Below are 25,121 nucleotides of genomic sequence, written 5' to 3' on the forward strand. Positions count from 1 at the left end.
TCTCAGAATTCGCTTGAATATCTGGTGCAACCTCTAATAGCATAGCCGGATTGTATCGAGCGCTGTTTTTTAAAGGCGCTTTTTATCGCGGACCTTTCTCAAGAGCGGCGAACCCTGCTTCGCATTGCGCCGGCCAGGTGTGCCTTGTCCGGTATCGAACCCGAAATGTTGGTCGATAGCCGCACTGCAGCATTCAGTGAAGGAGGTATTATTTGCCGCTACTCGTTGATTGGCCACCGCTCGACGAAGATTGGCCCCGCAGAGCGGTAAGCCATCACCCCGAGCCTTTCATCTGCGAGGGGGCAGGCAGGTATTCTCAGTCAGTTTATAGAGTTTGATGTGGGAGAATTTGGAATGCGAAGCCGTGTCACGTTCCAGCTGCAGCGGATCCTCGAGCAGACGCACGAGGCAAAATCACTTCAGGCAATGAGCTTCGCGAAGGCGCTCGCTCCCGGCGCGCAAACCACCAGCCGACCTGACGTCCCCGACGGGTTCTCGGCGCACGATTATGCGATTTTTCTGCTGCACGTCGCCGCCGAGATCGAGCACGGCCTTCTCATCCAGTATCTTTTTGCGGCTTACTCGCTTGGCGGGCCTCAGGTGCCAGAGGTGCATCGGGACGAGGTAGCGCGCTGGCAGAGCATCATCCTGGGCGTTGCGCGCGAGGAAATGGGGCACCTCATCACGGTCCAGAACCTGCTGAAGCTGCTCGGCGGCCCGCTCAATCTCGAGCGCGACGACTTCCCCTGGGACTTGCCGTTCTATCCTTTCCCGTTCGCGCTCGAGCCATTGAGCCTCAAACTGCTCGCCCGCTATGTCTGCATCGAGAGTCCGCAGAAATGGCCGGATCGCTGGGTTGGACGCAAGGCGGACATCGAGAAGCTGGCATTCCCGGGCGGCGCGAGCGACTTCAAGCGGGTTGGCGTCATCTACGCGATCTTGAAGTCGCTGCTTGGGGACAAGAAGCAAATACCCGACGCGCTGTTCCATGCAGACACCCTGAGCTTCCAGGCGAGCTTCGCCGAATGGGGCCGCGGCTACGCGAAAGGCGCGCGGGGCGCAGTCGAGAAACGAGCCGAGACCCCTGATGTCCTCATCATGACTGCCCATTCCCGATCCACTGCGTTGCAAGCCCTCGATGCCATCGCCGAACAGGGTGAAGCTGCCACCGATGACGTCAAGGACCCGTCGCCATCGCATTTCGAGCGGTTCATGGAGTTGTTCCTCGCGATGGAGGAGGCGGGATCGACGTGGAGTCCCTGCCGGCAAGTCATCCCCAATCCTCGCGCTGTCGGCGATCCCGGTGCGGTGCCAGGCACGAATTATATCGACAACGACACCTCGCGAGCCTGGGCGCGCCTTCTCAATCTGCGCTACCGCATGCTGCTTGCCTACGTCGCCCACAGTTTCCGCATCTCGGGAGACTATGGTCCGTCCGACGGACTGACACGGGGGTCGGTGCTCAATCGCGCGTTCGGCGAGATGTATAATCTCAGGGCGCTAGCAAACATATTGGTCACGCTACCTGCAGGCGATCCGGCCAAGCCGGAGCGCGCCGCGCCCAGCTTCGAGCTTCCTTACTCGATGGCGCTGCCGGTGCTCGAGCGGGATGCGTGGCGCCAGCATGTCGATCTGTTGCAGGCCTCGGAAGCCCTGATCGCGCGGCTACGCGGAAGTGCCGGGAAGGGCGCCGATTCCTTCCTGGAATCGCTTGCTGCGCTCGACGCTCAGGCGATCAATGTTTTTGAAACCGCGATGCAACGGAGTTCCGCACCGGGTCTGGCATACGGCGTGGGAGGACGCGCATGACGATCCACGAACTTCGTATTCTGCCGCCGCTGGCGGTCGCGCGGCTTGGCGCCTCGTCGACGCCGCTGGCGGCCTATCGGCTGGAAGTCGATGCGGAAGCGGCCCTTGGGTATCGCAGGATCGTTCCGGACGAGACATTCGAGCTGCACGTCGAGACGGGCGAGATCAAACGCGCTTATGTGCCTGAGCGGATCAAGTTTCGCGACGGCGACGACGTGCGACCGGTTGCGCCCTTCCTCGAGGTGTTCGCGCGAACCGCCGACGATGTGCTCGAGCCGTTGACCGTTGAGCTGCTTGCCGCGTACGGCCTCACGCCGGCAAATTTGAGCTGGATCGTTCACCTCGGGTGCCGGAAGATCGAGCGCCGCACCTTCGATCCCAATGATCGGATCGAGGCTATCGTCAAAGTCGATGACCACGCCCGCCATCCCGTTCTGGCCACCTGCGCCAATTTCCGCGACAATAAGACGCTGCCGCTTGGTTGGGTGCAATATGTCCGCCCGAACGAAGAGTTCCCCGAGATTCGCTTTCGCTTCACGCCTGCGGCAGGTCGTGTCTACGGTGCGAGTCCGTCCGGTAAGCCCTATGATCCGAAGGGGCCGGAGCCGGTGCATACTGATTCGAATGTGCCGCCTGAGCGCATCCTCTACGATCCGGCGAAGGGGGGCTGGCTCGGCTATAAGGAGAGTGGGACGGCAAGTTACCTGCTGACCAATCCCGCCGCGATTTTCACGTCGGTCGCCGACGGGAGCGCGGGCTATTTCGACGACGAATGCGACGGCGTGATCTCGGTTTCTCTTCAGGTCGGCGGCAAGAAGCTGTCCGCCTTCGCGCGTATCGGTGCCGGACCGCCGACCTTCGCGCCCGACACGATTCCCATTCGTACTGTTGCCGACGAATTGGAACAGGCCGCCTTCGGCGTGACGCATGACGACCCGGCAACGCTCGCCGAAGCCGAGGAGATATTGCGGCGCGCAGTCGAGACCGTCCGGCTGTTCAACACCGCAGCGTTGAACGCCAACACCATCCAGGGCCGCACAAATCAGACCAGCACGATGGCGCGACAGGATTCGAATGATTTCGGCCGCTATTTCGAACCGATCATGGCGCCAGCGATCGTCGACAATCGTGCGATTCTCGCGCTGCATCAAAATGTCCTCACTGCGCTGCGTAGCGGCACCGGCGCCTGGTTCGGCGACGCGCTCCGCCGGCCCGAGGAAGTCGGCGACCTCAGCGATATTGGCCGACGCAAGATGCCTGCTATGATGCGCGGCGCTGACGGCCGGCATTTGGTGCTGACACGCCGCCAGATCGACGCCGTCGTGACGGCCGCCATGGGCAGCCTGTTTTCCGATCCAGCCGAGGCATCCGCATGAAGATCTCGCCGAGCAATCTCGCCGCCCAGCTAAGCTATCGCGGCCGCGGCAACCCGTGGAACACGAAGCCGGTCACGGCGATCTCAAACTGCTTCCCTGGCCTTGAATTTGATTTTCGGGTCATTTGGCGTCGCATGTTCGAAGGCCTGACGTTGATCGAGTGCCACAACCTCGTCGTTGATGCGGAGCCCCCGCACGCGGGCCTGAAGCATCACCGCCTGCTCGCGATCGAAGATCCTGCGACCGGCACGGGTCGACTGTCACTGGTGATGCCGACGAAGGGCGTTCCGATGCCCGGCTATGAAGGCGATCTTGGTAACCTGAACAACAAGAATGGAGTTTCCTTCATGGAATGGGCGAACAGCCTGGCGCGCATCCATGAGGCACGCGGCCGCACGATCTTTGGCTATTTCACGGCCAAAAAATCTCCCGAAGAAGTTCTGATGCCAGAAAAGGAGGCGGACGTCGCCAAACTCATCAAGGTGGAGCTCACCGTCCGTCCAATCTTCGAGACGAGCCCTGTCGACGGCAAGCCGATGGCCCCTATATCGCGGCAGCTTGTTGAGCCGGGCGAATTGACCCAAGGGCTCTGTTCGCCCTGGCAGAACGACTATCGCGAATGTGCCTGCTATTACTGGGCCGCAAGCCGCCCGGACTACGTCAATGTCGTGGACGGAGCCGATGGCACCAGCACAGGCAACAACTGGATGGCGATCGATCGACCGGCAGGCGGAGGCTACGTTCTCGATGATCGCAGCGATGGCGCGGTCTGGAGCTATGATCAGTTGTTTCAGAACTGGCAGGGCTTCCTCAAGTTCGTGGTCGGGGGGTCGGAAGAGCAGGACCGGCTCGATCGCGAGGACAAGAGTTAGCTATGGGGATCGCGTCCGCCACTATCGATGCGGCACGTCCACGATCACGTGACGTGCATCTCCTGAAATGGAGAGATGCCACGCAGCTCTTCCTTCCCGATGGCAGCCAGCTCTTCGACATCGACCAGGAGCTGGCCGAAGCGCTGACGCGCGCCCTGGAATCCGACGATGGCGGGGGGGCCGTAGAGAAACTGCTCGCCGAGCTTGACGTCCTGCCTGTGTCAGATCGTTGTTCGAGCCTGCCCGAGGACCGGCGCGTGCGCTCCCTTTCTCTCGCTGTTGCCCAAAGTTGCAATCTCGGCTGCAGCTATTGCTATGCCCAGGGAGGGGCGTTCGGCAGCGCGCCGAAAGGCATGAATCTGGAAACGGCACGGGCTGCGATCGAATTGATGTTGCGCGAGACCGAGCCAGGCGAGCGGGCCAACTTGGCCTTTCTCGGCGGCGAACCCCTCATGGGCCGCGATATTGTTCACGGCGCCACCATCTATGCCGCGCGACGTGCCTCTGAGCGCGGGATTAAGCTCTCCTTCTCGATTACCACCAACGGAACGCTGATAACCGAGCGCGACATCGAACTGTTCGATACGCATGGCTTCGCGGTCACAGTCAGCCTTGACGGAATTGGCGCAGAGCATGACCGCCAGCGGCCGTTCAAGGGCGGGCGCGGCAGTTATGTTAGGATTCTCGAGCGGATCGCGCCGCTACTTCAGCGCGCACATCTCTGCCAGGTGTCGGCACGTGTGACGGTGACGCCGCGCAATCTCGATCTTTCGCCAATGCTCGACGAATTTATCGACCTCGGTTTCCACAGCGTCGGTTTCTCGCCGATGCTTTCGGCACCCGACGCCGGGAACGAAATGCAGCACAATCATCTGATCGAGATGCTCGAACAGATGCTAGCGTGTGGACGCGCATTCGAGGCTAGGACGATCGATGGGGAGCGCTACCCCTTCCTTAATATGCTGAATGGCCTGCGCGAAATCCATCGCGGAACGCATCGTCCTTATCCTTGCGGCGCAGGCGCGGGCTATCTCGGGGTTTCGGCTGACGGCGAGCTTGCCGCTTGCCATCGGTTTATCGACGCGCCCGAAGGCGCAATGGGCAACCTTGCCGACGGCGTAGACCGAGTAAAGCAGACGGCATGGCTTCAAGCGCGGCATATCCATGCACAGCCGGGATGCCGGTCATGCTGGGCGCGCTATCTCTGCTCAGGCGGCTGCCATCACGAGACGCTCAGCCGCGGCCGCCCGGCATGCGACTTCATCCGCGGCTGGCTGCATTATGTGATTGGCGCTTATGGCCGCCTCGCGCGGGCTCGCCCCGATTTCGTCGACCAGATTGCTCGATGAGCGGTGCGACCGAAATTCTTGTCGTCGGTGGAGGACCTGCGGGCAGCGTCGCCGCTTTAATGCTGCGCCGCTTGGGATTTCGGGTAAGACTGACCGAGGCGAATGATCGCCCGCGGCCGCATGTTGGCGAAGCTATCAGCCTGGGCGTTCACCGGCAGCTCATGGATCTCGGACTTGGTGAGGCATTGGATCGTGCCGGTTGCCGGTCATTTGATGAATACGACGAGCATTGGGAGCAAGCTGAGGCCATCGTCCGGGAAGCACCGCCTGGATCAGCGACGATCGACCGCGCACGTTTTGACGCAACCCTCTGGAACCTGTGCCGCGATGCTGGAGTCGAGGTTCACCTGGGCCAAAAGGTCGAGCGAGTCGATCGGCCAGTGGGAGGCGGCTGGAATGTTCGGATCGTCGGTGGCGAGCGCTACCACGCCGCTTTCTTGATCGACGCGACGGGACGGAGAAGCCTTCTTCCCAGAGCGCGTCGCGCGTCCGGACCGCGGACCTTTGCGCTCTACAGCTACTGGCGAGGCGAGGGCCTACCGACCCGTCCGCATATCGCGGCCGGCGCCAGTTGTTGGACATGGGCGGCGCCGGTCGACGGACTAGGCTTCCACGCGATCCTTTTCGTCGATCGTCATGCCCTTGCCGAGCATGGTCCCGACCTTCGCGAAGCCTATATTCGGGGCCTTGCGAAGACAGGATTATTTTCTTTGCTTGCAAATCGGGCGAATTGTTCGGTGGTCTCAGCCTGCGACGCCAGCGCGTGGTATGATGACGAGTCTTGCGGGCTCGATTTCATCAAAGTCGGCGAGGCCGCGCAAAGCCTCGACCCACTGGCGTCAATGGGAGTGCAGAAGGCCATCCAGTCGGCGCGGAGCGCTGCGGTCATCGTCAATACTTTGCTGCGTCGCCCTGACGCGCAGTCGATCGCCTTGGCTTATTACCAAGATCTGCTCAAGCGATCGGCGCGCGCCCATCGCCGCGCGTCAGCAGAGATTTACGCGCGTAGTAGATTTGCGGACATGAGTTTCTGGCAGGCGCGTTCCGAAGAAGCCAATTCGAGGGGTAAGTTGCGAAAGCCCAACTCGCTGTCGTTCTCGGGTACGGCCCCCATCAAGCTGGATACGTCGCGGCTGATCGAACACCCTTGCTTATGCGGGGACTATGTCGAGCTGCGGCTTGCTGTGCTTGCCGGGTCGGAGCGGGAGCCCGTAACCTTTCTCGGCGATGCGACCGTAGCGGGGATTGTCGCGGCGGTTAGAAGCAGTGGTACTTGGGGAGCCTTGCGAACTTCGCTCGCGCGTAGCCGCGATGCCACAACAGCAGACCGCATCTGTGCGTGGTTGGTCCACAACAAAATCCTGCACGTGGGCGCTCCCGAATAGCAGGGCCGTTCACGTGTGGCGGTGGCCCTTACAGAAACTCCTTTGGCCACTTTGTTCGACGCGCGGCGGCTGCTTTTTTGAGCTTCTTCCAAGCTACTGACAGGCAAATGGCTGGTGATGTTCTGATCGCGAGGCGGACATTCACTCCAAGCAGGCTTTTATGTCAAGAAGTGCCTCGCAACGCTGAGCAACTTCTTGTCCCTCGACAATGGGGTGTCTGTAGAAAGTGTTGTTACCGGCCGTTCAACGTTGGCGGGTGCTATTGTTTCCGCCTTTTGTTCTTTCGGTCAACTTGCTTCTGCCGGGTAACGCCCCGATTTGCCCGGCTCTGGCCGATGTGGTCCGGGTAGTTCGCCTGCTCCGAATTCTGCGTACACATGGGCGAGGTTGTTTGCACCGCGGTTCAACGCACAGCGGCGCTCCAGCTTTTCGCGGTTGTGGAAATCAAAGAGATCCGCGCCGGTCGCTCCCGGGTATCGCGTTGGTGGCGTCATGCCGCAAGGCGTGGCCACGGCGGCGCAGGGTGTGGCCACCGCGGCCGCCGCCGCCCTGCAGGCCCGAACTCGCAAAAATAGTAAGCGGTTCTGTCGATCTTTTGGGTTGAAATCTGTTAAAGCGTGAGTGAATAATGATGCTACTTTAAGCTTTATGCACCGATCGTCGGTGCGACAAACAGTCACCAACTACAGTTTGCGCCGCCGGGATCGTAGCTGCTCGGGGAGGATATTAGTCGCGGGCCAGGGCATTTTTCCAGTTTCAAAGCTTCGGCAAATGCGGATTAACGAAAGGATTTCGAGATGCAGTCGCGAATCCATTGGCTCCGAAAGAATTTCTCCAAATGGTGCCGAGGGACGTGATAGGCCATTTTCTCGAGAAGTGTAGCTCTGACTCAAAGCCAACATTGATACGGCACGTCCGAATGCGACAGGTCTGAAGGTTTGGCCTGCAGTCTGGTGGCCAAGATTTGGTGTTCTTATTGGGGTGGATGACATGCTTCTGGCGATCCGTTCCCGTTGTTGTGGCGCAGTCCTCATATCCATCTCGATAGCTGCGCCAGTAAAAAGTGCCTTTGCTCAGGTCGACGTGCCCGGCGAGTATCGACAACTCGTCCCCGGGCTGCTCAGCCGATCAATTTTCAAAGGTGACGCAGGAGGCCGGTCTGTCGAGGTGATCGACCTGCTGGTCGGTGCACGTAAAGCCTCCGAAGAACTTGCCGCGCCCGGTCGTGCAATGCTGGACGTGCAGGCCGGTGACGCGGCTCTGATTGTTGACGGCAAGTCCCAACAGGTGCGTCCCGGCGCCGTCATCACACTCGATAGCGGCCAGCGGATTGCAGTCGACAATACTGGCGGGGAACGCCCCTTTGTCGCGCGACTGATTGTGCTTTCGCCAGCGCGGCACTGAGAGCGCTTTTTTTTGGGAAAGGGAGGGGCGCATGCAGGTTCGTTTGGCCATTTCCATCATCGTGAGCGCCATGATGGTCGGCTGCCCTGTCGTGAGCGCACAGCCGGCGCCCGAGCGAGACCCGCATCTGCAACCGGGTGGCGGAAGATTTCAGAACAATCCGGAGGTGGTCTCGCAGATCCTGCTCACAAGACCGATCTACGAATGCGCCCAGACAGTAGTCGTGAACGGTTACGTTCCGGATGCGCAGATCGAGATCTACCTTGCTGGCCAACCAAATCCCATTGGTTCGGCCACTGCGTCCGAGATCGCCAATCAGCCGATCAAGGTAGCGACGCCATTTGAAATCGGGCAAGTCATCACTGCTGTCCAGGTTGTGGGTGGAGTGAAAAGCAAGCCTTCGAATGCGGTGACGGTTACGTCCTACAAAGATGACTATCCAGCAGGCCTGCCGCAGCCGCGGTTGAATCCGGCGCCTTGTTACGATTGCGGACGTGCTGTCGGCATTGCCGACGTAATCCCTGGGGCATGGTGGAAAGTATTTGCCGAGGATCCGCTGGCGGGCGGTGGTTTCGGTCCGAAAGCGGAGATAGGTGGTAACGCGGATTTCGCCTATACGTTCGTGAACCCCGCGTTTCGGAAGGGGCAACGCATCACCGCGCAGTCCGGAATTTGCCGCGATGTCAGTCTGGTGTCGCGCGCCGAGATTGTGCAGTCGCAGCCGTCCTCATTACCGGGGCCGGTAGTTGACACGGTGTATGAAGGTGCCCCCGTTGCTGTGGTGCGCGGGCCGGCATCGAGTCCGCTGCTCGATGGCGCCGATATCAAGGTGTTCACTGACAACATGATACCGAATCCCAACCAGGTCGGGGGACAGCCCACTCCTGGCGGTGCGCAGCAGATTGGACTGAACCCTCGCGGGAAGGGGACCGGCAATTACTGGGCAACCCAGGCACTGTGTACTGCCAGTGCACCGGGACCGAAGACCCCGGCGAAGCCCTGCAGCCAGCTGCCGGCCGCAAAGATTCGTCAGCCGCTACCGGGTGACACGATCATCGAGGTAGTGGAGTTCGTCCCCGGATCAAGGATCAGCATTTACGCAGAGGCCGAAGAAATCGGGGATGGAGGTGGTGCCCAGGTCGCTCTGACGCGCGCGATAAAGGAAGGCGAGAAGATATCAGTGGTGCAGTCGATGGGACGTTGTGTGGCGGATCTCGTTTACGTCGCCAACGCCGGCTGTGGAGACCGTGATCCGAAAGTCTGTTCGCGGGAGTGGCCTGCTTTCCGGCACAGTGGACTGCGGGACGCGCAGCAGCCGTTCGACTCTCCACTGGCGGACCCGCAACAGGTCAAGACGCTTAAGGTAAAGTGGACGTTCCGGCCACCGGATGATCCACGCGGTTTCCGCGCATCTGCCATCGTCCACCAGGGGCGTGTTTTCATCGGAAACAGCAATGGGAGGCTCTACGCTATTGATGCGGCGAGCGGCAATCCGCTTTGGCAATATCCAAAGGCCGGCGATCCTGCGCTGCGCTCGCAATATGAGACGGTCTCCGCACATAACCCTTCTTCCGAAGGACTGCCGGCGAGCGCGTCAGTCGGCACGGTCAGGGAGAGAGATGCAGTTATTTTCGGGGGGCCTGACCAATCTGTCGGACGCAGGTTGGGCAGCGGTCGGCTTTTTGCTCTCGATCCCGCGAGCGGTGCGGAGATCTGGAAGTCTCCAGAGATCGCGGCTCTCAATGGGCTCACACCAGGCGACGGGCGAGAACTGCACGAGAATATCGGTTACTCCTCGCCACTCGTAATCGGAAATCGTGTGTATGTGGGGATCGCAAACCATGCAGATAGCCCGATCCAGAACGGGCGTGTCGCGTCAGTCGACATCAATTCCGGCAACATCGTTGCTTCCTTCGATTTCAAGGCTACGAGCACGCGTGGCGGCGGGATCTGGTCCTCACTGGCGGGGGGACTGTTGGGCAATGCAATCTACGCGACAACCGGTAATGCGCGGCTCTGGAACGGCGGAAGTCAACCGCAGCCAAGTGTCGATCACTCGTTAAGTCTGCTAAGACTGAATGCCGCAACTGGCGCACTCGACTGGAAGCTCAAGCCGGTGCCATTCAACATGGACGATGATCCCGATTGGGCGTCAGGTCCTACCCTCCTGGACTCACGTTGCGGAGCTACGGTTGCTTCGACGCAGAAGGATGGCTGGAGCTATGCTGCGCGTGCGGGTGCCGGTGCGGGTGGAAATCCGGTGGTACGCTGGCAATTTCCTCCAACGGGCATCCCGTTTACAAGCGGAACCCACGGAGATACGCGCTATCTGATTCCGGGCGCTGCCTGGCGCGACACGTTTATCACGACCACCGGTGGCTATACCGTGGAAGCCGGGCAGGTAACGCCCGGGTTCACCCGGTTGCATGCGCTCGACGTCTGCGTAGGGCCTTCTGGTCCAGTGCGGTGGGTGGCAGACATTCCGGGCACGAGGAAAAATACGGCCTACCAGCTTGGGCCGCCGACGGTCACGCGGGGCATCATGTTCCTGGGCACTGCCCAAGGGCACCTCGTTGTGCTCGCAGATCCGTCGGTCTGGCCACCAGCCGGGTCGATATGCGATAATCCGGAGGTCTTACAGGCCGACTGCGTGCCGAACGGTTTCAGGCTCGTTCCACGACCGCAAATCCTCGCGGACATCGATCTTGACCCCGGTAACAGTAGTGACCGCATTTTCACTGAGCCCGTTCTGGCCGATGGCCGCGTGTTCGTTGCGACAACTGCCGGCGTACTCTACATGCTCGAAACGGCTAGATAACCGGAGAAAATCGATGAGCAGCGTCCCACTTCGCGTCCTCATCGTCATCGCCATACTCTCGTTGTCTCGCGAGCCCGTTTGGGCACAAACTGCCGCAAATACGGCAGGCATTTTCGCTCGCGACCGCTACTCCGGCCCGCTGATCGCTCAACGCGTCGTCGGGAGGAACCGGCCAGCTGCAGTGCCACAAGCGGGTGGTGCTGGCCTGGATGTGCCGGTAGTTCACTATCAGGAAATAAGTCTGCGCCCTGGCACACGCGTGGCCGGCTCAACTACGGCGGCACCGCCAGCGGCAGCGGCAGGGTCTTCGCTCCCGCTCAAAGCCACAGGCGGCTTTCTGATCTATGAGTTGAGGGCAGGAAAGCTCACGACAATCATCAACGGCAATCGGCGGGAACGCGGGTTAGGCGAATTCTGGATCGTCGGGCCCACAGACACGGTTACGCTTGAGACCGAGGATGATTCAGTGGTTCTTCGGACGATCCAACTCGCAGATCAATAACCAAGCCAGCCGCCGCACTCGGCGCTTTACCGATAGTCTCGTCTCTAACGGACGGGGCCGTCCTCGTCTGAGGTCCGGTTTGGCGCGCAGGCGAACCAGAGACAAATCTGTCCGACTTGTGCAGGACGCCGTTCCAAAGGTGAGGAGGCCTCCCTTCTACGCCTTTACGGTAACCTTTCCCCTCATTCCGCCGTGATGGTCACAGTGGTACGGGATTTCTCCGGTCGTTCCAAACGTATGCTCGAACGCCGGGTCACCCTTGACCATGTCGCCGCTGTCGAACTCGCCACCATCAGCCGTTACGGTATGTGCAACAGTATCCTCACTTGTCCATATGACTTTGTCGCCTCGCTTGATTTCAATTTGCGGCGGGGAAAAAGCGAAATTCTTGATCGTGACATTATAGCTGGCCATGAGACAGGGTCCTTATTTTGCAATTTTGACGCGTTCCATCATTCCCATATCCTCGTGCCCGAGGATGTGACAATGCATGACAAACTCTCCTTCGTAGTCCATATATCGAGACCTGATGACTATCGGTTTTGGTTGGCCACCGGCCGGCAGAATGATCGTATCCTTCCACAGTTTCACTCGCTGCATCTTGCCATCCTGCGCAGGCTCCTCGCGCTCTACTTCGAACGGATTGACGTGAATATGAAAGGGATGAGGGAAGATCCCATCACCTGATACGGTCCACCTGGATGCTTGACCTAGCTTGAGCATGCGCGGCGCATGCTCGGGCATAAAGACTCGTTCATTCGACGTAAAATGCAGCTTACAGTCGGGAGTTTCGGTCTGGCATATCGGGCAATTGCCGTCTGGGCTACAGGAGCGGCGGCTCATGCCATCGAAGCGCACCGACTGCTCCGCGTCAGTCAATTCCTCTTCCCTGATCGGAGCGAGGTCGCTCGGGACACGGTCACGCAGCTCTTCGCCACTCGGCAATGCCATGTCTCTGGCGGTCCCCTCAACGAGCACTCGTGCAATTATGCGTTGTGGTTTGTTTCCGATGTCGGCAATGAGATCCCCTGCGTTGAAGGCAGCTCTTGACTGCGCGACCCGGATTGCCGCCGTTGCGGCTTGCAACGACAGCGCGGCGGGCAACATGCCGTCTCGCAGGAAGTACTCCTTCGAGGTCTCGCCAGGGGCGAGAGGGGCGGCCTTGACCAGAACGTCACTGCGGTAACCGGGACCGAGCAGCAACTCGCGGACGCCCTCTTGAGAAGGCTCGGCCGCTGGCCAGTCCACCCGGCGACCCAAGGCCAGTCCATCTGCTGCGATTTCATGGAGCTGATGACCGTCGAGTGCCAGGGCAATATTGTCCTCGACGCCCGCATGAACAAAGCGCCATCGCTGCACCTCGCCCGGATGAATCCGGATTGTCGGAACGAACACGCCATTTACAGTTATGTTACGCGACCACTGCCGGTCCGGAATTGCTTTGTCGAAGTCCTCAAGCTTTCCGTCAGGTCCAAACCTTATCTGCTGAAGAACGAAGACTTTTTGTTCGGCGGCCTTGATTTCGGGTACAGCATCCAGGCCGCCATTTGCATCCTGACCACCTTCGATAATGAGAGCTCCTGCCATCCCACTGGAAACCTGCACGCCAGTGCTGCCATGAAAGTGAGCGTGATACCAGAAGGTGCCTGTCGGATGCTTGTCGGGGATGTGGATCCGATACAGCTGCGTAGCCTTGGGGTCACCCGGATACTTCTCCGGCCGTATCTCCAGGAAAACGTTATCGCTGTCGCCGGACGGCGAGGTGTGCAGCCCGTGTGTGTGAAGATTGGTGATATTGAAGCTGAAATCGCCGTCGTGGTCAGCCGGATGTGGATCCTGCGGGTGATGGTGCGTCACATCTCCTGGCAGTTTGTTCGTCAAGCGGATGAAGAGCGTATCACCCGGTTTTGCGCGAATGGTGGAGCCAACAAAGTCGCCATTATAGGAGCGAAGTTCAACTTCGCACCCTGCGAGTTTCTTCTCCTTCGAGTATTGCACAACGAGCTCGTAGGGGGCGCTTTCGTTCGTCGGTCGGACGACAGCAGGTTCATGAAAATCGGCAAAGCCAAAGCTTCTGATGAGCTCCTTGATCCAAGCCTCACGCTGCTGCGGATTGCGCGGGTAGGGGGCACACGGGTCCGTGATAGGTACCTGCGCGCAAGCCAGTCCGGCACTCGCAATTAGCGCCACGAGGACAATAGCAATACAGGGGGCTGAAACACTGCATCGCGACAGCATCATTGCTCCGTGCATCTCGTTGTATCCACAACCAGAGCTATTCTATCGGTGCTTGTGAGGCAGGCAAGAAAAATGTCAGCTTACGCATGGCTCATCAGAAAGACCGGCTCGGCGAGGAATTCCCGGCGATTCTCCTGCGGCAACCAACGGGAAGACGTAGGCATTCTTCGCGCTCCGCGCATATGTGCGCCTAGAGCGAGCTGAGAAGCCACTCCGGCTCAGGAGAATGGTAGTCGGCGGTCCCGAGCCTGAAAGTTATTTTATCGACCGCACCTGCAACCGCAGTGCGTAAGCCGGCCCCTCGTTGTATTGCTTCGTATTGGAGCGATTGGAGCTTGTTTGTATCGAGACCTCGATGTTGCCGAACTGGCTCGACGTTCCCGGAGCCAATTCCCGCGTCTCGGCGCCAACTGTCACAGCTACAGCGAGCTCTCCTGCCGGGCCGGCTATTTGACGGGCGGTCAGGTTAGCCGTTTTGATATCGAGGGAGACCGGTTGTTCGCCGGACCGGAAAGCTGTGGCGAGCACTTCACTGTTTCGCTTTACCGCCACTACCTGTTCTTCGGACGCATGGTCTGAATTTACCCGGTATTCAACGTCAGCGGGGGCGATGACGGCTTCAATAGCAGGATCCGGGGGCATTGCGATCGTGCTTCCCATCGGAACCTCAACACCCGCAGTAAAGTTACGATTCATTTTCTTTACATCGAATTCCAGTCGCACTGCATCACCTGTCGAAGGATGCACCCGAACGGTGCCCGTTTCGGTACCTTTCCGGCGCTCCATTTCCTCTATCAAGCGCTGAACACGGTTGATCCTGTCCGCGTCGCGGGACGATGTCGGAGAGTTGGCAGGCAGGTTAAGTGGCACTTCGGTCGGCACAGCATCAGGCGGCACGATTGTATGCAGGCGACTTTCACCTGGCGTCTGCTGCTGCAGCCTATTGCGCAACGGTTCGGACGGATCAGCCTGGACCAGCTGGTGCTGTCGGATAGCTTCGCCATGCAGCGCGCCGGCCGGACTGGAGATCGCAGTCAGCGCGGCCAAAGCAAGATGCAAGGCAATCATTGCGCCGCCCTTCCACCTAAACGGGGACCGTCATACCGGAGATTAGCCCAATTTGGGTAGTCCGTCACTTTCACGGCGGTGGGCTCGTCCTCGTCGACAACAGCGCTGACGTTCTGAGAATCGATAACGCCATTCTTGTTCCAGTCGATAGGCGAACCGCACACGCCAACCTTCTCATTCAAGCTCCCGGCATTCGGGACAAGTTCCGGTCCCATTCCCTCCGAATAGTCAATCACAAGGCCAGTCACCTTGGGCACAGCGCCATTAACTTCGTCAGCCCCATCTGCTGCATAGTAGATCCGGGTGCAGGTCGGATGAAGTTGCCGGAACGCGTCCGACTGACTCATTCGAAGCTGCCATGCGTAGGACATAACGCTCCAATAGTTCGGCTTGAAACGGGAGTGGTTTGTGCCGCCATGCCGCTGGCCGAGATTGTGACCGAGTTCGTGTGCAAATGTCGCCGCCTGTGACTTCAATGTTTGATATTCAAGCGGAGCGTCTCCAAGTGTGACCATGAAGTCGTTACCGACCTTGGTGCCATCAAAATCGATATTGCTCTCGCCGCTCCATCCCAGAGGATGAGCCCTTGCCCAGATCGCGTAATGAAAGAGACCGCGGTGCGAGGGATTGAAATGGTCGTGTTTTAGTACACCAAAGCTTCCGGTGTGAGTTGCGAGGTCATTTGTCGCCCGGAATTCAAGCAACTCCCATGATGGGACAGAGCCTGAAGAATCCACAAAGAGATTGATGCCATTCGGGCCGAACGGATTCAAAATGGGGGCGTTCCCGAACATCTCCCGTGCTACATCGAATGTACCTGGCGCAGCTTCCTGGCGCGCGATCGGGCGATATAGCAAGCCGTCCATGATATCGACTTCGACGAAGATATCCTTGCGAAATGGATCAGCGCCCAGTGCCTTGATGTCCACCAATGAGCTGCCGGGTTCATTCGCGAGATACCCGCTAATCTCAACGAGGTCGGGAATGCCATCTCCATCGCTGTCCAGGGACATTGCATCCGATGGCAGCTTGAATGTTCGCTCCGCGCTCAACTCTCCGAGTTCATTGCGTACCTGCACCCGGATTTCCGACCCCGCAGGGAGGTTATCAAGGGGTACGACGCGCGACAGATAATGCCTGATGGGAAACCCTAGCACAGCAAGATCTGCCCCAAACATATTGTTGAAGAGCGCTTTGTGCGCGTCCGAAGTACGGTCGATGCCATCCACGAGTACCGCGGCGCCCACATCTATATTTGCGCCCTGAACGTAGAGAATGCACCGAACCCTTCCCGCAGCGTCGAATTTGGTATCAAGAAGACTGATATCGTCGATTCTGGGAAGCGCAGCAGGTGCAGCGCCGCTAATGGTCATGGTTAGTGGAGACGAACGTCCCTCATCGTTCTCGATGGCGACAGCGTATGAGCCGGAGGACACGCCCGCGGGTATTGAGAACATGACAGCGCCTTGAACGGCTCCAGGCAAGACTTGGGATTCGGTGAATTGGCATCCCAAATGATCCGGGCCTTCTCGAGATTCTGGCCCTGAACCAGCACCAGACTTCGGGGTGTCAAGCGCGGTGCCTGGAGCCCGTCCAGGGTTGGCGACGAGGCCCACGCTGTGCCTGAGGCGACGAACAGCTGTAGCAACGCGATAGCCAGAAGGGCACACCGTGCGGACGCCTTCTTGCTTGTCCGAGGGACACCGGGGCCGGGCACAATTGTGTCTCTGTTGTCGTTGGGCGGCGCCATAGGAAAACACTGATTTTAAAAGGTCGCAGTTGGTGTGATCAGCGACTGAACAGCTCAATTCTTCCAATCTTGACAGCGGCGGCATTGGTGGAAGTGGAGACGACGGTAATTCGCACATTGGCGGGGTCGACTCCTTGCGCGATCAGTTCGCGCATACGGCTCGTGACCTCGATCACCTTCTCGGTAGCCATTTGGCCGGCGTGTCCGGCGATTGCGTGATCCGCCGTCCCAAACAGCGCGAAACTTCCAGCTGGCTGACCGGCAACCGCTCCGGCGGCTGGCGCGTCCAAGTAGATATCGAATACGCCTGAGGGGGCAGCGGGCGAGCTGACTTCCGACAAACGCAATATCCAGCGACTTGACGGTGAGACTACAGGCGCTCCCGCGCCCGGTTCGGGAGACAGTTGCGTCGTCGCTGATGCACTGGGAGCAATCGAAAGGGCGCCTCCGCTTCGGCTGATGCGGCTTGGCGGACGAGGTGAGGAAACAGCAAGGGGTGATCCGGCCACGGCAGTCGGAAGGGGGGCTAGTTGATCGTAGCTGTAAGCCGTCCCGACCATTCCGAGAGCCTCTTCTGCGGCAAGTCCAACCTTTTGGATGTCCGGCGAAGCAAACAAATACGGTTCCTGCGTCCAGATATAGTCAGGCGTGCGGGGCGGATCGCCGTCCAGTGGCGGCTGGGTTCTCCACCATTCCCATAACCGGTCGAGATTGGAGTGGTGCAAGTAAAAAATTGGATCGCGGGCTGCGAGCGCTGGCGTAGCCATTCCAAGCGGAATACCTCCCTTCAGCACCCCGATACGGCCGTGGACTTGGTCGTGGGGTGCACTCTCCAGCTGGAACGAGAATCCGCGGTCCAGGCCGAGGACCTCTCCTCGCTCGAAGAAGCGTTGCTCGGCAGCCGTCTGCCAGTTCAAATCAGTGTCGCGGATCAGTGGCTTTTCGGTTGCCGGGACGTTCGGGTCGTTTGGATCGCGGCAGAGCGGGCTGCGATCGGGATAGTAGAGTGGATTATCACTGCCGTCAGTCTCCTTTGCAGGTCTGAAAGGTGGCGGAAAATCTCGATATTTCGGATCCAGATAATTCCAGTAGGGCAGCGCGAAGGGCTCACCTACCACGCTCTCGACGATGCGTTCGAAAAAGTAAAGGTAGACGCGATGCCATGGTAGAAAATCGTACATATGGTGTGGACACTTCAGCCAAATGCGATCACGCCCAACACCAACGGATGGACCCAATGGCACTTCCCCTGCCACCAGCATGTGCGATGCCTGGATACGTGCGAGTACCTCGGGGGTAGCGCCAGTCGGTGGTTGAAACAGCGCATTGAAGCAATTGGTTTCAAAACAGCCTCGTGTGTCATCCTGCCGTGGCGTCCAATGAATGTTCGCCTGAAACCACCAGCTGGTCGGATCCCAGACAGGTCGATCTTGCATCTGCTTAACAGCCCGCTTGTACAACTGGAGCATGGGGGCCGCTGCCGGACCATGGACCTCCCGCCGCACGGGAGGCGTCTGCGCACGAAGACCGACACCGGATTCCATGAGGAGCGTCGCGAGAGTCGTAAGTCCTCCCGCAACGAAATTCCGTCTGTCCAGAGCGGCTGCCAGCATGCTCGTCCTCCTGCTGTCATGGTTCCAGAAAAGGAACGCTTCATCCGTTCTCGCGCTGCGAGATCGGGAAAGTACGTCATGTTTCTGTCGAGGCTGCGGATCAATCCTTTGCGAAACACAACCCGCAAGGCATCATGAAAGGCTCGGCGCGCGGCGCAAACGTCAGCACATAAATCCCTGCCTGCGCCCATTCTCAAATGTCGTGCGCGCAGCAATATCGATCTTCACGGCATACGCTTTTCTTATTTTTCGTTCGCTCCTCACTTGCAACGTAAGATAGCAGATCCGGCCAGCGTTGTATAGCTGGTGACCGCTCGCGATTGTTGTCTGCCCATCATCCAATGCCCATCACTTTTGCTGGTCGGGCCGCGCAAGCGGCTCGCCAGTGCGAAATGCATTCAAAGGGCACCCACATTACTCGAAGCGGTCCTCGAAAAAATACGGTGCCTTTTTCCGACAGCAGCCTTGGCGCATGTTGTCGCCGGTACACCTGTGAACAGCACCCGAGGCTGCCCCAAAAAACCATATCGCAGAGTGGTGCTGTTGCTGGCAATTGCGCATGCACGGGTGGTGCCGGAAAGTACTGCGTGGTCCGTTGAACAGATTTCGCGACATCGGCGCCGAAGAGCAGTCGAATGAGCTCCAGGGACTCGTCCAGCCCTGATGAGATGCCGCCGCCGGTCAGCCGGTTGCCGGAAACCAGAAAGCGCTTGTGGGTGGTATCGACCTCGATCGCAGGAAATTTCTTCAGGCAATCGACGAAGGCCCAATGGGTCGTCGCCGCATGGCCGTCAAGCAGACCTGCTTTTGCCAGCAGGAGCGCGCCCTCACACACCGAGCAGACCCATGTCGCCTTAGCCGCGATTTGACGCAGGTATTTAAGGTAAGCGGAGTCGGGGGCGCGCATGATCGCCTCGAGTGCCTCGGGCTTTCCGCCTGGCACCCATACAATATCGAGCGCGGGCGCTCCGGCAAAACCGGCCTGAACCTCGAAACGGACGCCGTTGATCGAGGTCACAGCCTGGCCGTCCTCCGAAATAAGAACTGTCTCAAAGTCCGGTTTGATTTGACTCGCCCAGTAGAACATCTCCAGTGGGCCGGCGACGTCCAGAAGGTTGACATCCTGATAAACCGGAATACCCAATTTCATTGGCGTGTCCCTCCGTGTTTACGGCGTGCGCACGGCGATGAATGACGCGGTGTAGCCGGCCGGTGAGGTTTGGCGCGGATCAGGGAGCCGACCAGCGCGGGGACCTGGTTGTTGCCGGCGGGCCACTTGTAGGCGAGGCAGCCGTTGTAGTCGTATTCCCAGCCGTCGGTTTGGCTGCCCGGCCGACCCAGACCGACGATCGCAAAGGCGACGGGGGTGTCGGCATTGCCCGGTCTGATCTCGCCGGAGAGATCCAGCCCGCCGCTGCCCCAATCGATCACGCCCTTGAAGGCGGTGTGAATTCGCCTCGAAGCGAAACTCGGCCTCGGCGAAAAAAAGGCCGAGCGCCTTTTGCGGATCGCCGTCAATGGGCGTTGGATCGTTGCGGAAACTTCGATAGATCCAGGACCCGACCAGATCTGCAATGGCCATTGGTGAAATCCATTGAAAAAGTCAGCGACTATGACCGGTCAGAACGGCCGGAATAAATGCATCCAGTAGTAGTATCACGGCGGCCTTAACCTCGCAATCTAGAGGGCTGCGTCGAACGGCCTCAGCTCGCCTCTTGCGTGCAAAGCCGATCCCGGTAGAGTGCTGAAATATTGACAAGCACGGATTGAGATCGTCGAAGCGGCTTTGTCGCTTGGGACATCAGAAGGGATTGATATGAAGCGGTTGGCAATCGCCATTGCGCTCATCCTGATGATGTGCGCCCCGACCTTTGCGCAGACCGTCGGGCTGGTGCAGAACTCTTTCTCAGCGACTTACGTCGCGGGCGACGGTGCTGCTTGCAAATCTTTGTTGGTAACCGGGCAATTTCTCGCCGCCACGCCCGGCTATCAGCTCACAGTGAAGAAGGTTTCGCCCCAAGTGACGCCGACCATCCACGAACTGGAGCTGGTCGCGGCGCCCCCCACTGGCAACGTGATTCAAGTGCTCACGCTCATGCCGGTGAACTATTCCGATCCGGGCTTCACGTCGTGCCCCTATGGGGTCTCGATTACCTACGGGAAGCAAAAAGGTCGTTGTGGGCCTGACGCCTGCGTCAACGGCCGTCGAAAAATAGCGCACTGGCAGATATCTAGCATTGCACGCTTTGTAGTGACGATCGCGTTGCTAAGCGCCACTGACCTGACCGACTTAGTCGAGGGCGTCGGCACACACACACAATCGATGTGAGGACGCTGTCAAACTTAGGGACGTTTTGGGACGGAGTCGTCCCGAGGTGCATGGATGTACCCGTTTCGGGGCCAGCGATAAGAAACAAATTTGACGCCGCCTCGCATCGATACTTGCCCACGTCAACAGCCTTCAGGGCGCGCCGATAACCAGAGGAGACGAGTCATGCCTGTATTTCGAGCACCGGGACTTGCCGATCCCAACGTTTCCGAAGTGGCATTGCAAGCCTGGAATGAGCGGATCGTCGATGAACTGCAGCGACACCCGCCAAGTCCAATCCTGGTCGCAGATCCCAAGTTGATACCCGATGGAGCGGTCTCCAATGGCGTGAAATGGCCGGCACATCCGCTCGAGCCGATGAACTGTTTCGACGAGGAAACCGCCGCGCAACTGTGTGATTGGGGTTGGGCAGGCCGAGCCGAATTGCACAACGAATATCTCGAATACGGGCTGGTGATGCGTCCCGACCAGACCGGTCGGCTGCGCCCCAAGCGATTCATCGCCACGACAGAGTTGATGGAGTGGTGGCAAACAATGGCCGTTCACGATCCCGAGCACTTCCTCGGTTCCATTGAGGAGATAACCGGCTCACGCCCGAGCATGCAGGAATTGTTCAATGTAACGACCCAGTCATGGATGCAGCTCGGACGGCCTGTCAGAGAGGCGCGCTTCCGACAGGTCATGATTGGTGCCGGACCCAGTCAGCCGCCGCAGAGCAGCTTGAATCCAATGCACCTGTTGTTCATGGTTCACCCGATCAATGGCCTCGATGATCTGATATACGTCGTTCATTTCGGCTCGTTTCCTTATGCGGTTTCCGAGGGGGGGAGGAGGCGTCGGGCTCGCATTGAGGAGATATTCGACAATGCCGGCGCCCGGTATCTTTTTTGTCGTAATGCAGATCCGGCTGCAGCAAATGGCGCATACAATCAGGCATTTCTAAGCGGAACGGAAGGAAATCCTCGCGCGCGCAAATTGGCCTTCGCCGATCCCCTGGGAATGTATATCCGTGCGGTTTCGACCGACGATCTTTTTTTGAATGGCAATCCACTGCCAGACAGCTGGAATCGGCTAAGTCGCGGCAGCGCGAACGGAACTCCGCAACGCCTCGAGTTTGGCCCGGATGATAACGATCCAGCGTTCCTCGATGAGGTGACCATTACGAGAAATCCGGGTGCACCCAAGGTGACAGGTTTCCAGCTCGCAAAGCGGATTGAAGTCGGTCCCCTGGTCGTCGTCGGCACCGAAGAGCCCATTCCGCCGGGTGCCTTCAACGATATTCCGAGCGTGGCTGAAGGCACGATTACCTGCGGTCTGGAAACTGATGACCGATGTCAGCGAATTGCGGACTTCAAAACGGCGTTCGACAACAGGACACCAGCCCGACGTGGAACGCGGGGAGGACGCGTTGGCTAAGCTCCAGGATGGAATCTATTGGGACAAGGGAACGACGCCACCCCGGTGCTTTGCGATCGCGTTTTTCAAAGCGGACCGCGAAGCGACCGCGTTAGGCGTCGCAGCGCTTCTGACACGTCTGGTGGCTCTTTGGGACGGTCTGAAAGACGAAAGGCTCGCGGATCTACCTGGGGTTCGCGTTCCTCGGTCCGGCTTTGAATGGCTCATCGGTTTCGGAATCAAGGCGTTCAAGATTGGCGGGGCTGCCAAGCAGCTGCCGCGGAGACTCGATACTCCGAATATCTTCAACTCCGTTGATCCGGCGGGAGGGGGCGGAAAGGTCCTTGACGGTTCGGGTCTGGACTATGCCAAAGGCCTTGCGCTGAACCCGGCGTCTGAAGAAATTTGTGTGCAGTTTACCGGTGATACGCCGCTGAGCGTCAGCCGAGCCATTGTCGAAACCTGGAAGCTCATTGAAAGCGCGCGTGACCCTGCGACCGGCAGAAGTGCACTGGCGCTGAGTGCATCGTTTACCGGATTCAACCGCGAAGATCAGCGCAGTTGGCTGGGATTTCACGACGGTTTGTCAAATCTCGAATCTGGTTCCGCGCGAAAATCGGTCATCGCAGTCAAACGTCAAGGCCTGCCTCCGATTGACAGGTGGACGGTCGATGGGACTTACATGGCTTTCATGCGACTTGCTGTCGATCTGCGCCAATGGGAGCAACTCGGTCTTCAGGAGCAGGAGACACTCGTGGGGCGCACGCGAATTACCGGTTGTCCGCTTCGGGCCGCCCATGTTGCCGGTCAGGCACAAACGGTCGACGGTTGCCCCGCTCCGGGCAGTAACGAAGTCACTGGAGACGGAAATGAAGCCTTTCGCGAACCGCCCGATGGGGTCGACGAAGTGATCACGAAGAGCCACGTCCAGCGCGCGAATCACCACTTTCAGCCGCAGCGCATCTATCGACAAGGATATGAATTCGCCGAAATGCCAATGCCAGGGCGTCCATTGGCTGTTGGCCTCAACTTTGTGAGTTTTCAGGACAACCCGGACCGACTTTTCGGCATTCTGAAGAACGAGGGTTGGCTTGGTGCAACGAACTTTGGCGGCGCGCCGGGACCCCAGCTTCTGACCGCGCTTGCCGCGGGCGTTTTTTTCTGCCCCGCACGCGATGACGCAGAGTTGTTTCCAGGTGCGTCAATATTCCCGACGTTGGTGGCTGCCGTGGACGGACCGGTAAGGGTGCGGACGAGATCGGCGGGTCGAGGTACAAGACGCGTTTGACAGCAAGTTCGGAGCTGACATGCGAATACCGCTTGAGGACGTGCAATGGATCACGGTGCGGTTAACTGTGCCGGAAATCGCGATCTACCGTCCAGATCCATGAATTCAATGAAGCTACCTTCATACTGCGCGTGAGCAAGTGCTTCAGCTATGAAGGTAATTTTCTGTATTTGTTGTTTGGTGAAACGCGACCACCAAACCGGCAAAGGGCCGCAAGGACGCAAAGCGCGCGGCGCCGAAGCGCAAGGGTGGCCGGCGACGAAAGACAAGCACAAGGACCAGGACATGACGTTACCGCTCGAGGACGTGACTTGGATCCATGGGGCTGCCAACTGCGCGCATTCCGCCGATCTGCTCATCCAGGTGCACGAATACGATGCCGATACCTTCGTTTTGCGCGTCAGCAAGTGCTTCAGTTACGAGGGCAACTTCATCTACCTGCTGTTCGGCGACAGCAAGGCCGTGATGTTCGACACCGGCGGGTTGCCTAGCCCGGACAATCCCTTCAACCACGGCAAAACGCTTCCTGTCCGCCAGACGGTCGATGCCGTCATCGCACAGCGCCGCGCCAAACTCGGCGGCGGCGGAGACGTCGACCTGATTGTCGCGCATACTCACAGCCATCTCGACCATGCGGCATGGGACGATCAGTTCAGCGGCCGTCCGCGCACCACCGTCGTGAGCACGGCGCTGGATGGCGTGAAGAGCTTCTTCGGATTGCCCAACTGGCCGGCCGGCGAGGCAACGCTCGAGCTGGGCAACCGGCGCCTGACGGTCTTCCCGATTCCCGGTCACGAAGCCGCGCACATCGCCGTGTATGATCCGCGCAACAAATGGCTTCTGACCGGCGACACGCTGTATGCGGGCCTGCTGACGATCGCCGACTGGCATGCCTATCGCGCGAGCGCCGCGCGACTCGCGCATTTCGCCGACCAGTACGAAATCTCCGCCGTGCTCGGTACTCATATTGAGATGAAGAACGTGCCGCGCCAGCTTTACGACATCGGGACGACCTTTCAGCCGCAAGAGCACGTGCTGCCACTGACCGCAGCGCACGTCCAGGAGCTGCACCTGGCTTGCGAGGCGATGGCCGGCCATCCGCGTCATGACGTTCATGACGATTTCATCATCGGAGCTCTGCCATGACGATGCCGGCCCATCACCATCACAAGCCAGATGCCGAACACCCTTCCGTTCATGGTATGCTGATGGTGGGCGAGGCCCGCGTGCTGATGTCGCATTTGCCGATGTTCCATGCTCCGCACGACCAGCAAATCATCCTCGAGACCACCTTGTCGGCGCCCGGCTTTGATCCTCAAAGAAAATACGTCGACGACCGAACACCACGCAGACCAGGATCTATACATGGGGGCCAAAGCCGTTCGTGCTGTCGGATCTCCTGAGATCTGATCCGGCGCCACCGACCATGGTTGGAACCATCTTCCGCGGACATTTCGAGCGCGGGGGAGTGCCATCACCGCGGATGACGTCGAGGCAAAGGTCGCGCGCATACTGTACAGCCGCCGGCTGATTGCGTCGGATCCGCCGCTCGCCGAGCACCGCTACATCATGTTCGGCAGTCTGTCCGAACCATTTCTGGCGCACGTGATCACGAGGCCGCCGGATTTCGATCAGGTCACAGCCATCGAGATCGCGACGCCGCAGCCCGCCTGGCTGACGACTTGGCAGGGCGCCGGGATGACGCTCAAACTCGACGGTATGAACGCGGCGCTCCGCGAAGGTGATGAGGTCAACGCGACGCAGGTCGACGCTCCGGCGGCTGGCAGGGCGGCACTGACGGTGAGGCGCGAATTCTATCGGGAGACGGGCGACCTCGCATCTTAGGGCCCCATCGGTTCTGATCAGATAGGCACGAGGCTTAAGAGGCTACTTTATGGCGCTCGCCTGACCGAACCGGGAGCGAG

21 protein-coding genes are annotated in these 25,121 nt (G+C 59.3%); 14 read left to right on the forward strand and 7 right to left on the reverse strand.

The window, feature by feature from the left end:
* Positions 1 to 354 precede the first annotated feature (354 nt).
* The 8 genes from AB7008_RS08470 to AB7008_RS08505 all read left to right on the forward strand — a co-directional run bounded on the left by AB7008_RS08470 (position 355) and on the right by AB7008_RS08505 (position 11,515).
* Positions 355 to 1,809, forward strand: a complete 1,455-nt coding sequence (locus tag AB7008_RS08470) for a ferritin-like domain-containing protein (RefSeq protein ID WP_049803087.1) — start codon at positions 355 to 357, stop codon at positions 1,807 to 1,809.
* Positions 1,806 to 3,185, forward strand: coding sequence for a hypothetical protein (locus AB7008_RS08475; RefSeq protein ID WP_038936610.1), 1,380 nt, complete (start codon positions 1,806 to 1,808; stop codon positions 3,183 to 3,185). Before AB7008_RS08470 ends, AB7008_RS08475 begins: the two co-directional genes overlap by 4 nt.
* Complete coding sequence (locus AB7008_RS08480) at positions 3,182 to 4,057, forward strand: hypothetical protein (RefSeq protein WP_049803088.1); 876 nt, start codon at positions 3,182 to 3,184, stop codon at positions 4,055 to 4,057. The genes AB7008_RS08475 and AB7008_RS08480 overlap by 4 nt, the downstream gene beginning before the upstream one ends.
* Before the next feature lie 2 nt (positions 4,058 to 4,059).
* The gene (locus AB7008_RS08485; RefSeq protein WP_049803089.1) at positions 4,060 to 5,406 is read left to right on the forward strand and encodes a radical SAM/SPASM domain-containing protein; all 1,347 of its coding nucleotides are present in this window, start codon (positions 4,060 to 4,062) and stop codon (positions 5,404 to 5,406) included.
* Complete coding sequence (gene qhpG, locus AB7008_RS08490) at positions 5,403 to 6,791, forward strand: flavin-dependent monooxygenase QhpG (RefSeq protein WP_038936613.1); 1,389 nt, start codon at positions 5,403 to 5,405, stop codon at positions 6,789 to 6,791. Before AB7008_RS08485 ends, qhpG begins: the two co-directional genes overlap by 4 nt.
* A 990-nt stretch (positions 6,792 to 7,781) precedes the next feature.
* The gene (locus AB7008_RS08495; protein ID WP_441258659.1) at positions 7,782 to 8,195 is read left to right on the forward strand and encodes a hypothetical protein; all 414 of its coding nucleotides are present in this window, start codon (positions 7,782 to 7,784) and stop codon (positions 8,193 to 8,195) included.
* 31 nt (positions 8,196 to 8,226) lie between these two features.
* Positions 8,227 to 11,013, forward strand: a complete 2,787-nt coding sequence (locus AB7008_RS08500) for an outer membrane protein assembly factor BamB family protein (protein WP_155795454.1) — start codon at positions 8,227 to 8,229, stop codon at positions 11,011 to 11,013.
* Between the two features lie 13 nt (positions 11,014 to 11,026).
* Positions 11,027 to 11,515 carry a hypothetical protein gene (locus tag AB7008_RS08505; protein WP_038936617.1) on the forward strand — a complete coding sequence of 163 codons (489 nt, stop codon included), beginning with the start codon at positions 11,027 to 11,029 and terminating at the stop codon, positions 11,513 to 11,515.
* A gap of 156 nt (positions 11,516 to 11,671) precedes the next feature.
* On the opposite strand, the gene AB7008_RS08510 is transcribed toward AB7008_RS08505, so the two are convergent.
* The 7 genes from AB7008_RS08510 to AB7008_RS08540 form a co-directional block, all read right to left on the reverse strand.
* On the reverse strand, positions 11,672 to 11,929 hold the full coding sequence (locus AB7008_RS08510; protein ID WP_038936618.1) for a plastocyanin/azurin family copper-binding protein: 258 nt from the start codon (positions 11,927 to 11,929) through the stop codon (positions 11,672 to 11,674).
* Positions 11,930 to 11,941: 12 nt separating this feature from the next.
* Positions 11,942 to 13,768, reverse strand: coding sequence for a multicopper oxidase family protein (locus tag AB7008_RS08515; protein WP_080588723.1), 1,827 nt, complete (start codon positions 13,766 to 13,768; stop codon positions 11,942 to 11,944).
* A gap of 240 nt (positions 13,769 to 14,008) precedes the next feature.
* Positions 14,009 to 14,821, reverse strand: coding sequence for a hypothetical protein (locus AB7008_RS08520; RefSeq protein ID WP_038936620.1), 813 nt, complete (start codon positions 14,819 to 14,821; stop codon positions 14,009 to 14,011).
* Positions 14,818 to 16,278: a hypothetical protein gene (locus tag AB7008_RS08525; RefSeq protein WP_441258660.1), complete on the reverse strand. Its 1,461-nt coding sequence runs from the start codon at positions 16,276 to 16,278 to the stop codon at positions 14,818 to 14,820. Before AB7008_RS08525 ends, AB7008_RS08520 begins: the two co-directional genes overlap by 4 nt.
* A gap of 331 nt (positions 16,279 to 16,609) precedes the next feature.
* Entirely contained in the window at positions 16,610 to 18,184 is a 1,575-nt protein-coding gene (locus AB7008_RS08530; RefSeq protein WP_071916578.1) for a tyrosinase family protein, read from the reverse strand.
* A 334-nt stretch (positions 18,185 to 18,518) separates the two neighbouring features.
* Positions 18,519 to 19,334: a DJ-1/PfpI family protein gene (locus AB7008_RS08535; protein ID WP_080588724.1), complete on the reverse strand. Its 816-nt coding sequence runs from the start codon at positions 19,332 to 19,334 to the stop codon at positions 18,519 to 18,521.
* Positions 19,331 to 19,702, reverse strand: coding sequence for a hypothetical protein (locus AB7008_RS08540; protein ID WP_441258661.1), 372 nt, complete (start codon positions 19,700 to 19,702; stop codon positions 19,331 to 19,333). Before AB7008_RS08540 ends, AB7008_RS08535 begins: the two co-directional genes overlap by 4 nt.
* Positions 19,703 to 20,000: 298 nt before the next feature.
* Between AB7008_RS08540 and AB7008_RS08545 the strand changes: the two genes are divergently transcribed.
* From AB7008_RS08545 to AB7008_RS08570, 6 genes are all read left to right on the forward strand, one after another.
* Complete coding sequence (locus AB7008_RS08545; RefSeq protein WP_038936625.1) at positions 20,001 to 20,513, forward strand: hypothetical protein; 513 nt, start codon at positions 20,001 to 20,003, stop codon at positions 20,511 to 20,513.
* A gap of 165 nt (positions 20,514 to 20,678) precedes the next feature.
* Positions 20,679 to 21,929: a hypothetical protein gene (locus AB7008_RS08550; protein ID WP_155795452.1), complete on the forward strand. Its 1,251-nt coding sequence runs from the start codon at positions 20,679 to 20,681 to the stop codon at positions 21,927 to 21,929.
* Positions 21,838 to 23,196 (forward strand): Dyp-type peroxidase, encoded by a 1,359-nt coding sequence (locus tag AB7008_RS08555; protein ID WP_080588725.1) that lies wholly within the window; start codon positions 21,838 to 21,840, stop codon positions 23,194 to 23,196. The genes AB7008_RS08550 and AB7008_RS08555 overlap by 92 nt, the downstream gene beginning before the upstream one ends.
* 150 nt (positions 23,197 to 23,346) lie before the next feature.
* Positions 23,347 to 24,342 carry an MBL fold metallo-hydrolase gene (locus tag AB7008_RS08560; RefSeq protein ID WP_080588726.1) on the forward strand — a complete coding sequence of 332 codons (996 nt, stop codon included), beginning with the start codon at positions 23,347 to 23,349 and terminating at the stop codon, positions 24,340 to 24,342.
* Complete coding sequence (locus AB7008_RS08565) at positions 24,339 to 24,599, forward strand: hypothetical protein (RefSeq protein ID WP_155795451.1); 261 nt, start codon at positions 24,339 to 24,341, stop codon at positions 24,597 to 24,599. The genes AB7008_RS08560 and AB7008_RS08565 overlap by 4 nt, the downstream gene beginning before the upstream one ends.
* Before the next feature lie 166 nt (positions 24,600 to 24,765).
* Complete coding sequence (locus AB7008_RS08570) at positions 24,766 to 25,041, forward strand: hypothetical protein (RefSeq protein WP_038936629.1); 276 nt, start codon at positions 24,766 to 24,768, stop codon at positions 25,039 to 25,041.
* Positions 25,042 to 25,121 lie beyond the last annotated feature (80 nt).

Source organism: Bradyrhizobium sp. 521_C7_N1_3 (assembly GCF_052075975.1).
GTDB classification, from domain to species: Bacteria; Pseudomonadota; Alphaproteobacteria; order Rhizobiales; family Xanthobacteraceae; genus Bradyrhizobium; species Bradyrhizobium japonicum.

What these genes read in the sequence shown, in the direction of transcription:
- AB7008_RS08470 (WP_049803087.1), top strand. Translation starts at nt 355, where the DNA reads ATGCGAAGCCGTGTCACGTTCCAGCTGCAGCGGATCCTCGAGCAGACG.
- AB7008_RS08475 (WP_038936610.1), top strand. Translation starts at nt 1,806, where the DNA reads ATGACGATCCACGAACTTCGTATTCTGCCGCCGCTGGCGGTCGCGCGG.
- AB7008_RS08480 (WP_049803088.1), top strand. Translation starts at nt 3,182, where the DNA reads ATGAAGATCTCGCCGAGCAATCTCGCCGCCCAGCTAAGCTATCGCGGC.
- AB7008_RS08485 (WP_049803089.1), top strand. Translation starts at nt 4,060, where the DNA reads ATGGGGATCGCGTCCGCCACTATCGATGCGGCACGTCCACGATCACGT.
- qhpG (WP_038936613.1), top strand. Translation starts at nt 5,403, where the DNA reads ATGAGCGGTGCGACCGAAATTCTTGTCGTCGGTGGAGGACCTGCGGGC.
- AB7008_RS08495 (WP_441258659.1), top strand. Translation starts at nt 7,782, where the DNA reads ATGCTTCTGGCGATCCGTTCCCGTTGTTGTGGCGCAGTCCTCATATCC.
- AB7008_RS08500 (WP_155795454.1), top strand. Translation starts at nt 8,227, where the DNA reads ATGCAGGTTCGTTTGGCCATTTCCATCATCGTGAGCGCCATGATGGTC.
- AB7008_RS08505 (WP_038936617.1), top strand. Translation starts at nt 11,027, where the DNA reads ATGAGCAGCGTCCCACTTCGCGTCCTCATCGTCATCGCCATACTCTCG.
- AB7008_RS08510 (WP_038936618.1), bottom strand. Translation starts at nt 11,929, where the DNA reads ATGGCCAGCTATAATGTCACGATCAAGAATTTCGCTTTTTCCCCGCCG.
- AB7008_RS08515 (WP_080588723.1), bottom strand. Translation starts at nt 13,768, where the DNA reads ATGCACGGAGCAATGATGCTGTCGCGATGCAGTGTTTCAGCCCCCTGT.
- AB7008_RS08520 (WP_038936620.1), bottom strand. Translation starts at nt 14,821, where the DNA reads ATGATTGCCTTGCATCTTGCTTTGGCCGCGCTGACTGCGATCTCCAGT.
- AB7008_RS08525 (WP_441258660.1), bottom strand. Translation starts at nt 16,278, where the DNA reads ATGTTCTCAATACCCGCGGGCGTGTCCTCCGGCTCATACGCTGTCGCC.
- AB7008_RS08530 (WP_071916578.1), bottom strand. Translation starts at nt 18,184, where the DNA reads ATGCTGGCAGCCGCTCTGGACAGACGGAATTTCGTTGCGGGAGGACTT.
- AB7008_RS08535 (WP_080588724.1), bottom strand. Translation starts at nt 19,334, where the DNA reads ATGAAATTGGGTATTCCGGTTTATCAGGATGTCAACCTTCTGGACGTC.
- AB7008_RS08545 (WP_038936625.1), top strand. Translation starts at nt 20,001, where the DNA reads ATGAAGCGGTTGGCAATCGCCATTGCGCTCATCCTGATGATGTGCGCC.
- AB7008_RS08550 (WP_155795452.1), top strand. Translation starts at nt 20,679, where the DNA reads ATGCCTGTATTTCGAGCACCGGGACTTGCCGATCCCAACGTTTCCGAA.
- AB7008_RS08555 (WP_080588725.1), top strand. Translation starts at nt 21,838, where the DNA reads ATGACCGATGTCAGCGAATTGCGGACTTCAAAACGGCGTTCGACAACA.
- AB7008_RS08560 (WP_080588726.1), top strand. Translation starts at nt 23,347, where the DNA reads ATGAAGGTAATTTTCTGTATTTGTTGTTTGGTGAAACGCGACCACCAA.
- AB7008_RS08565 (WP_155795451.1), top strand. Translation starts at nt 24,339, where the DNA reads ATGACGATGCCGGCCCATCACCATCACAAGCCAGATGCCGAACACCCT.
- AB7008_RS08570 (WP_038936629.1), top strand. Translation starts at nt 24,766, where the DNA reads ATGTTCGGCAGTCTGTCCGAACCATTTCTGGCGCACGTGATCACGAGG.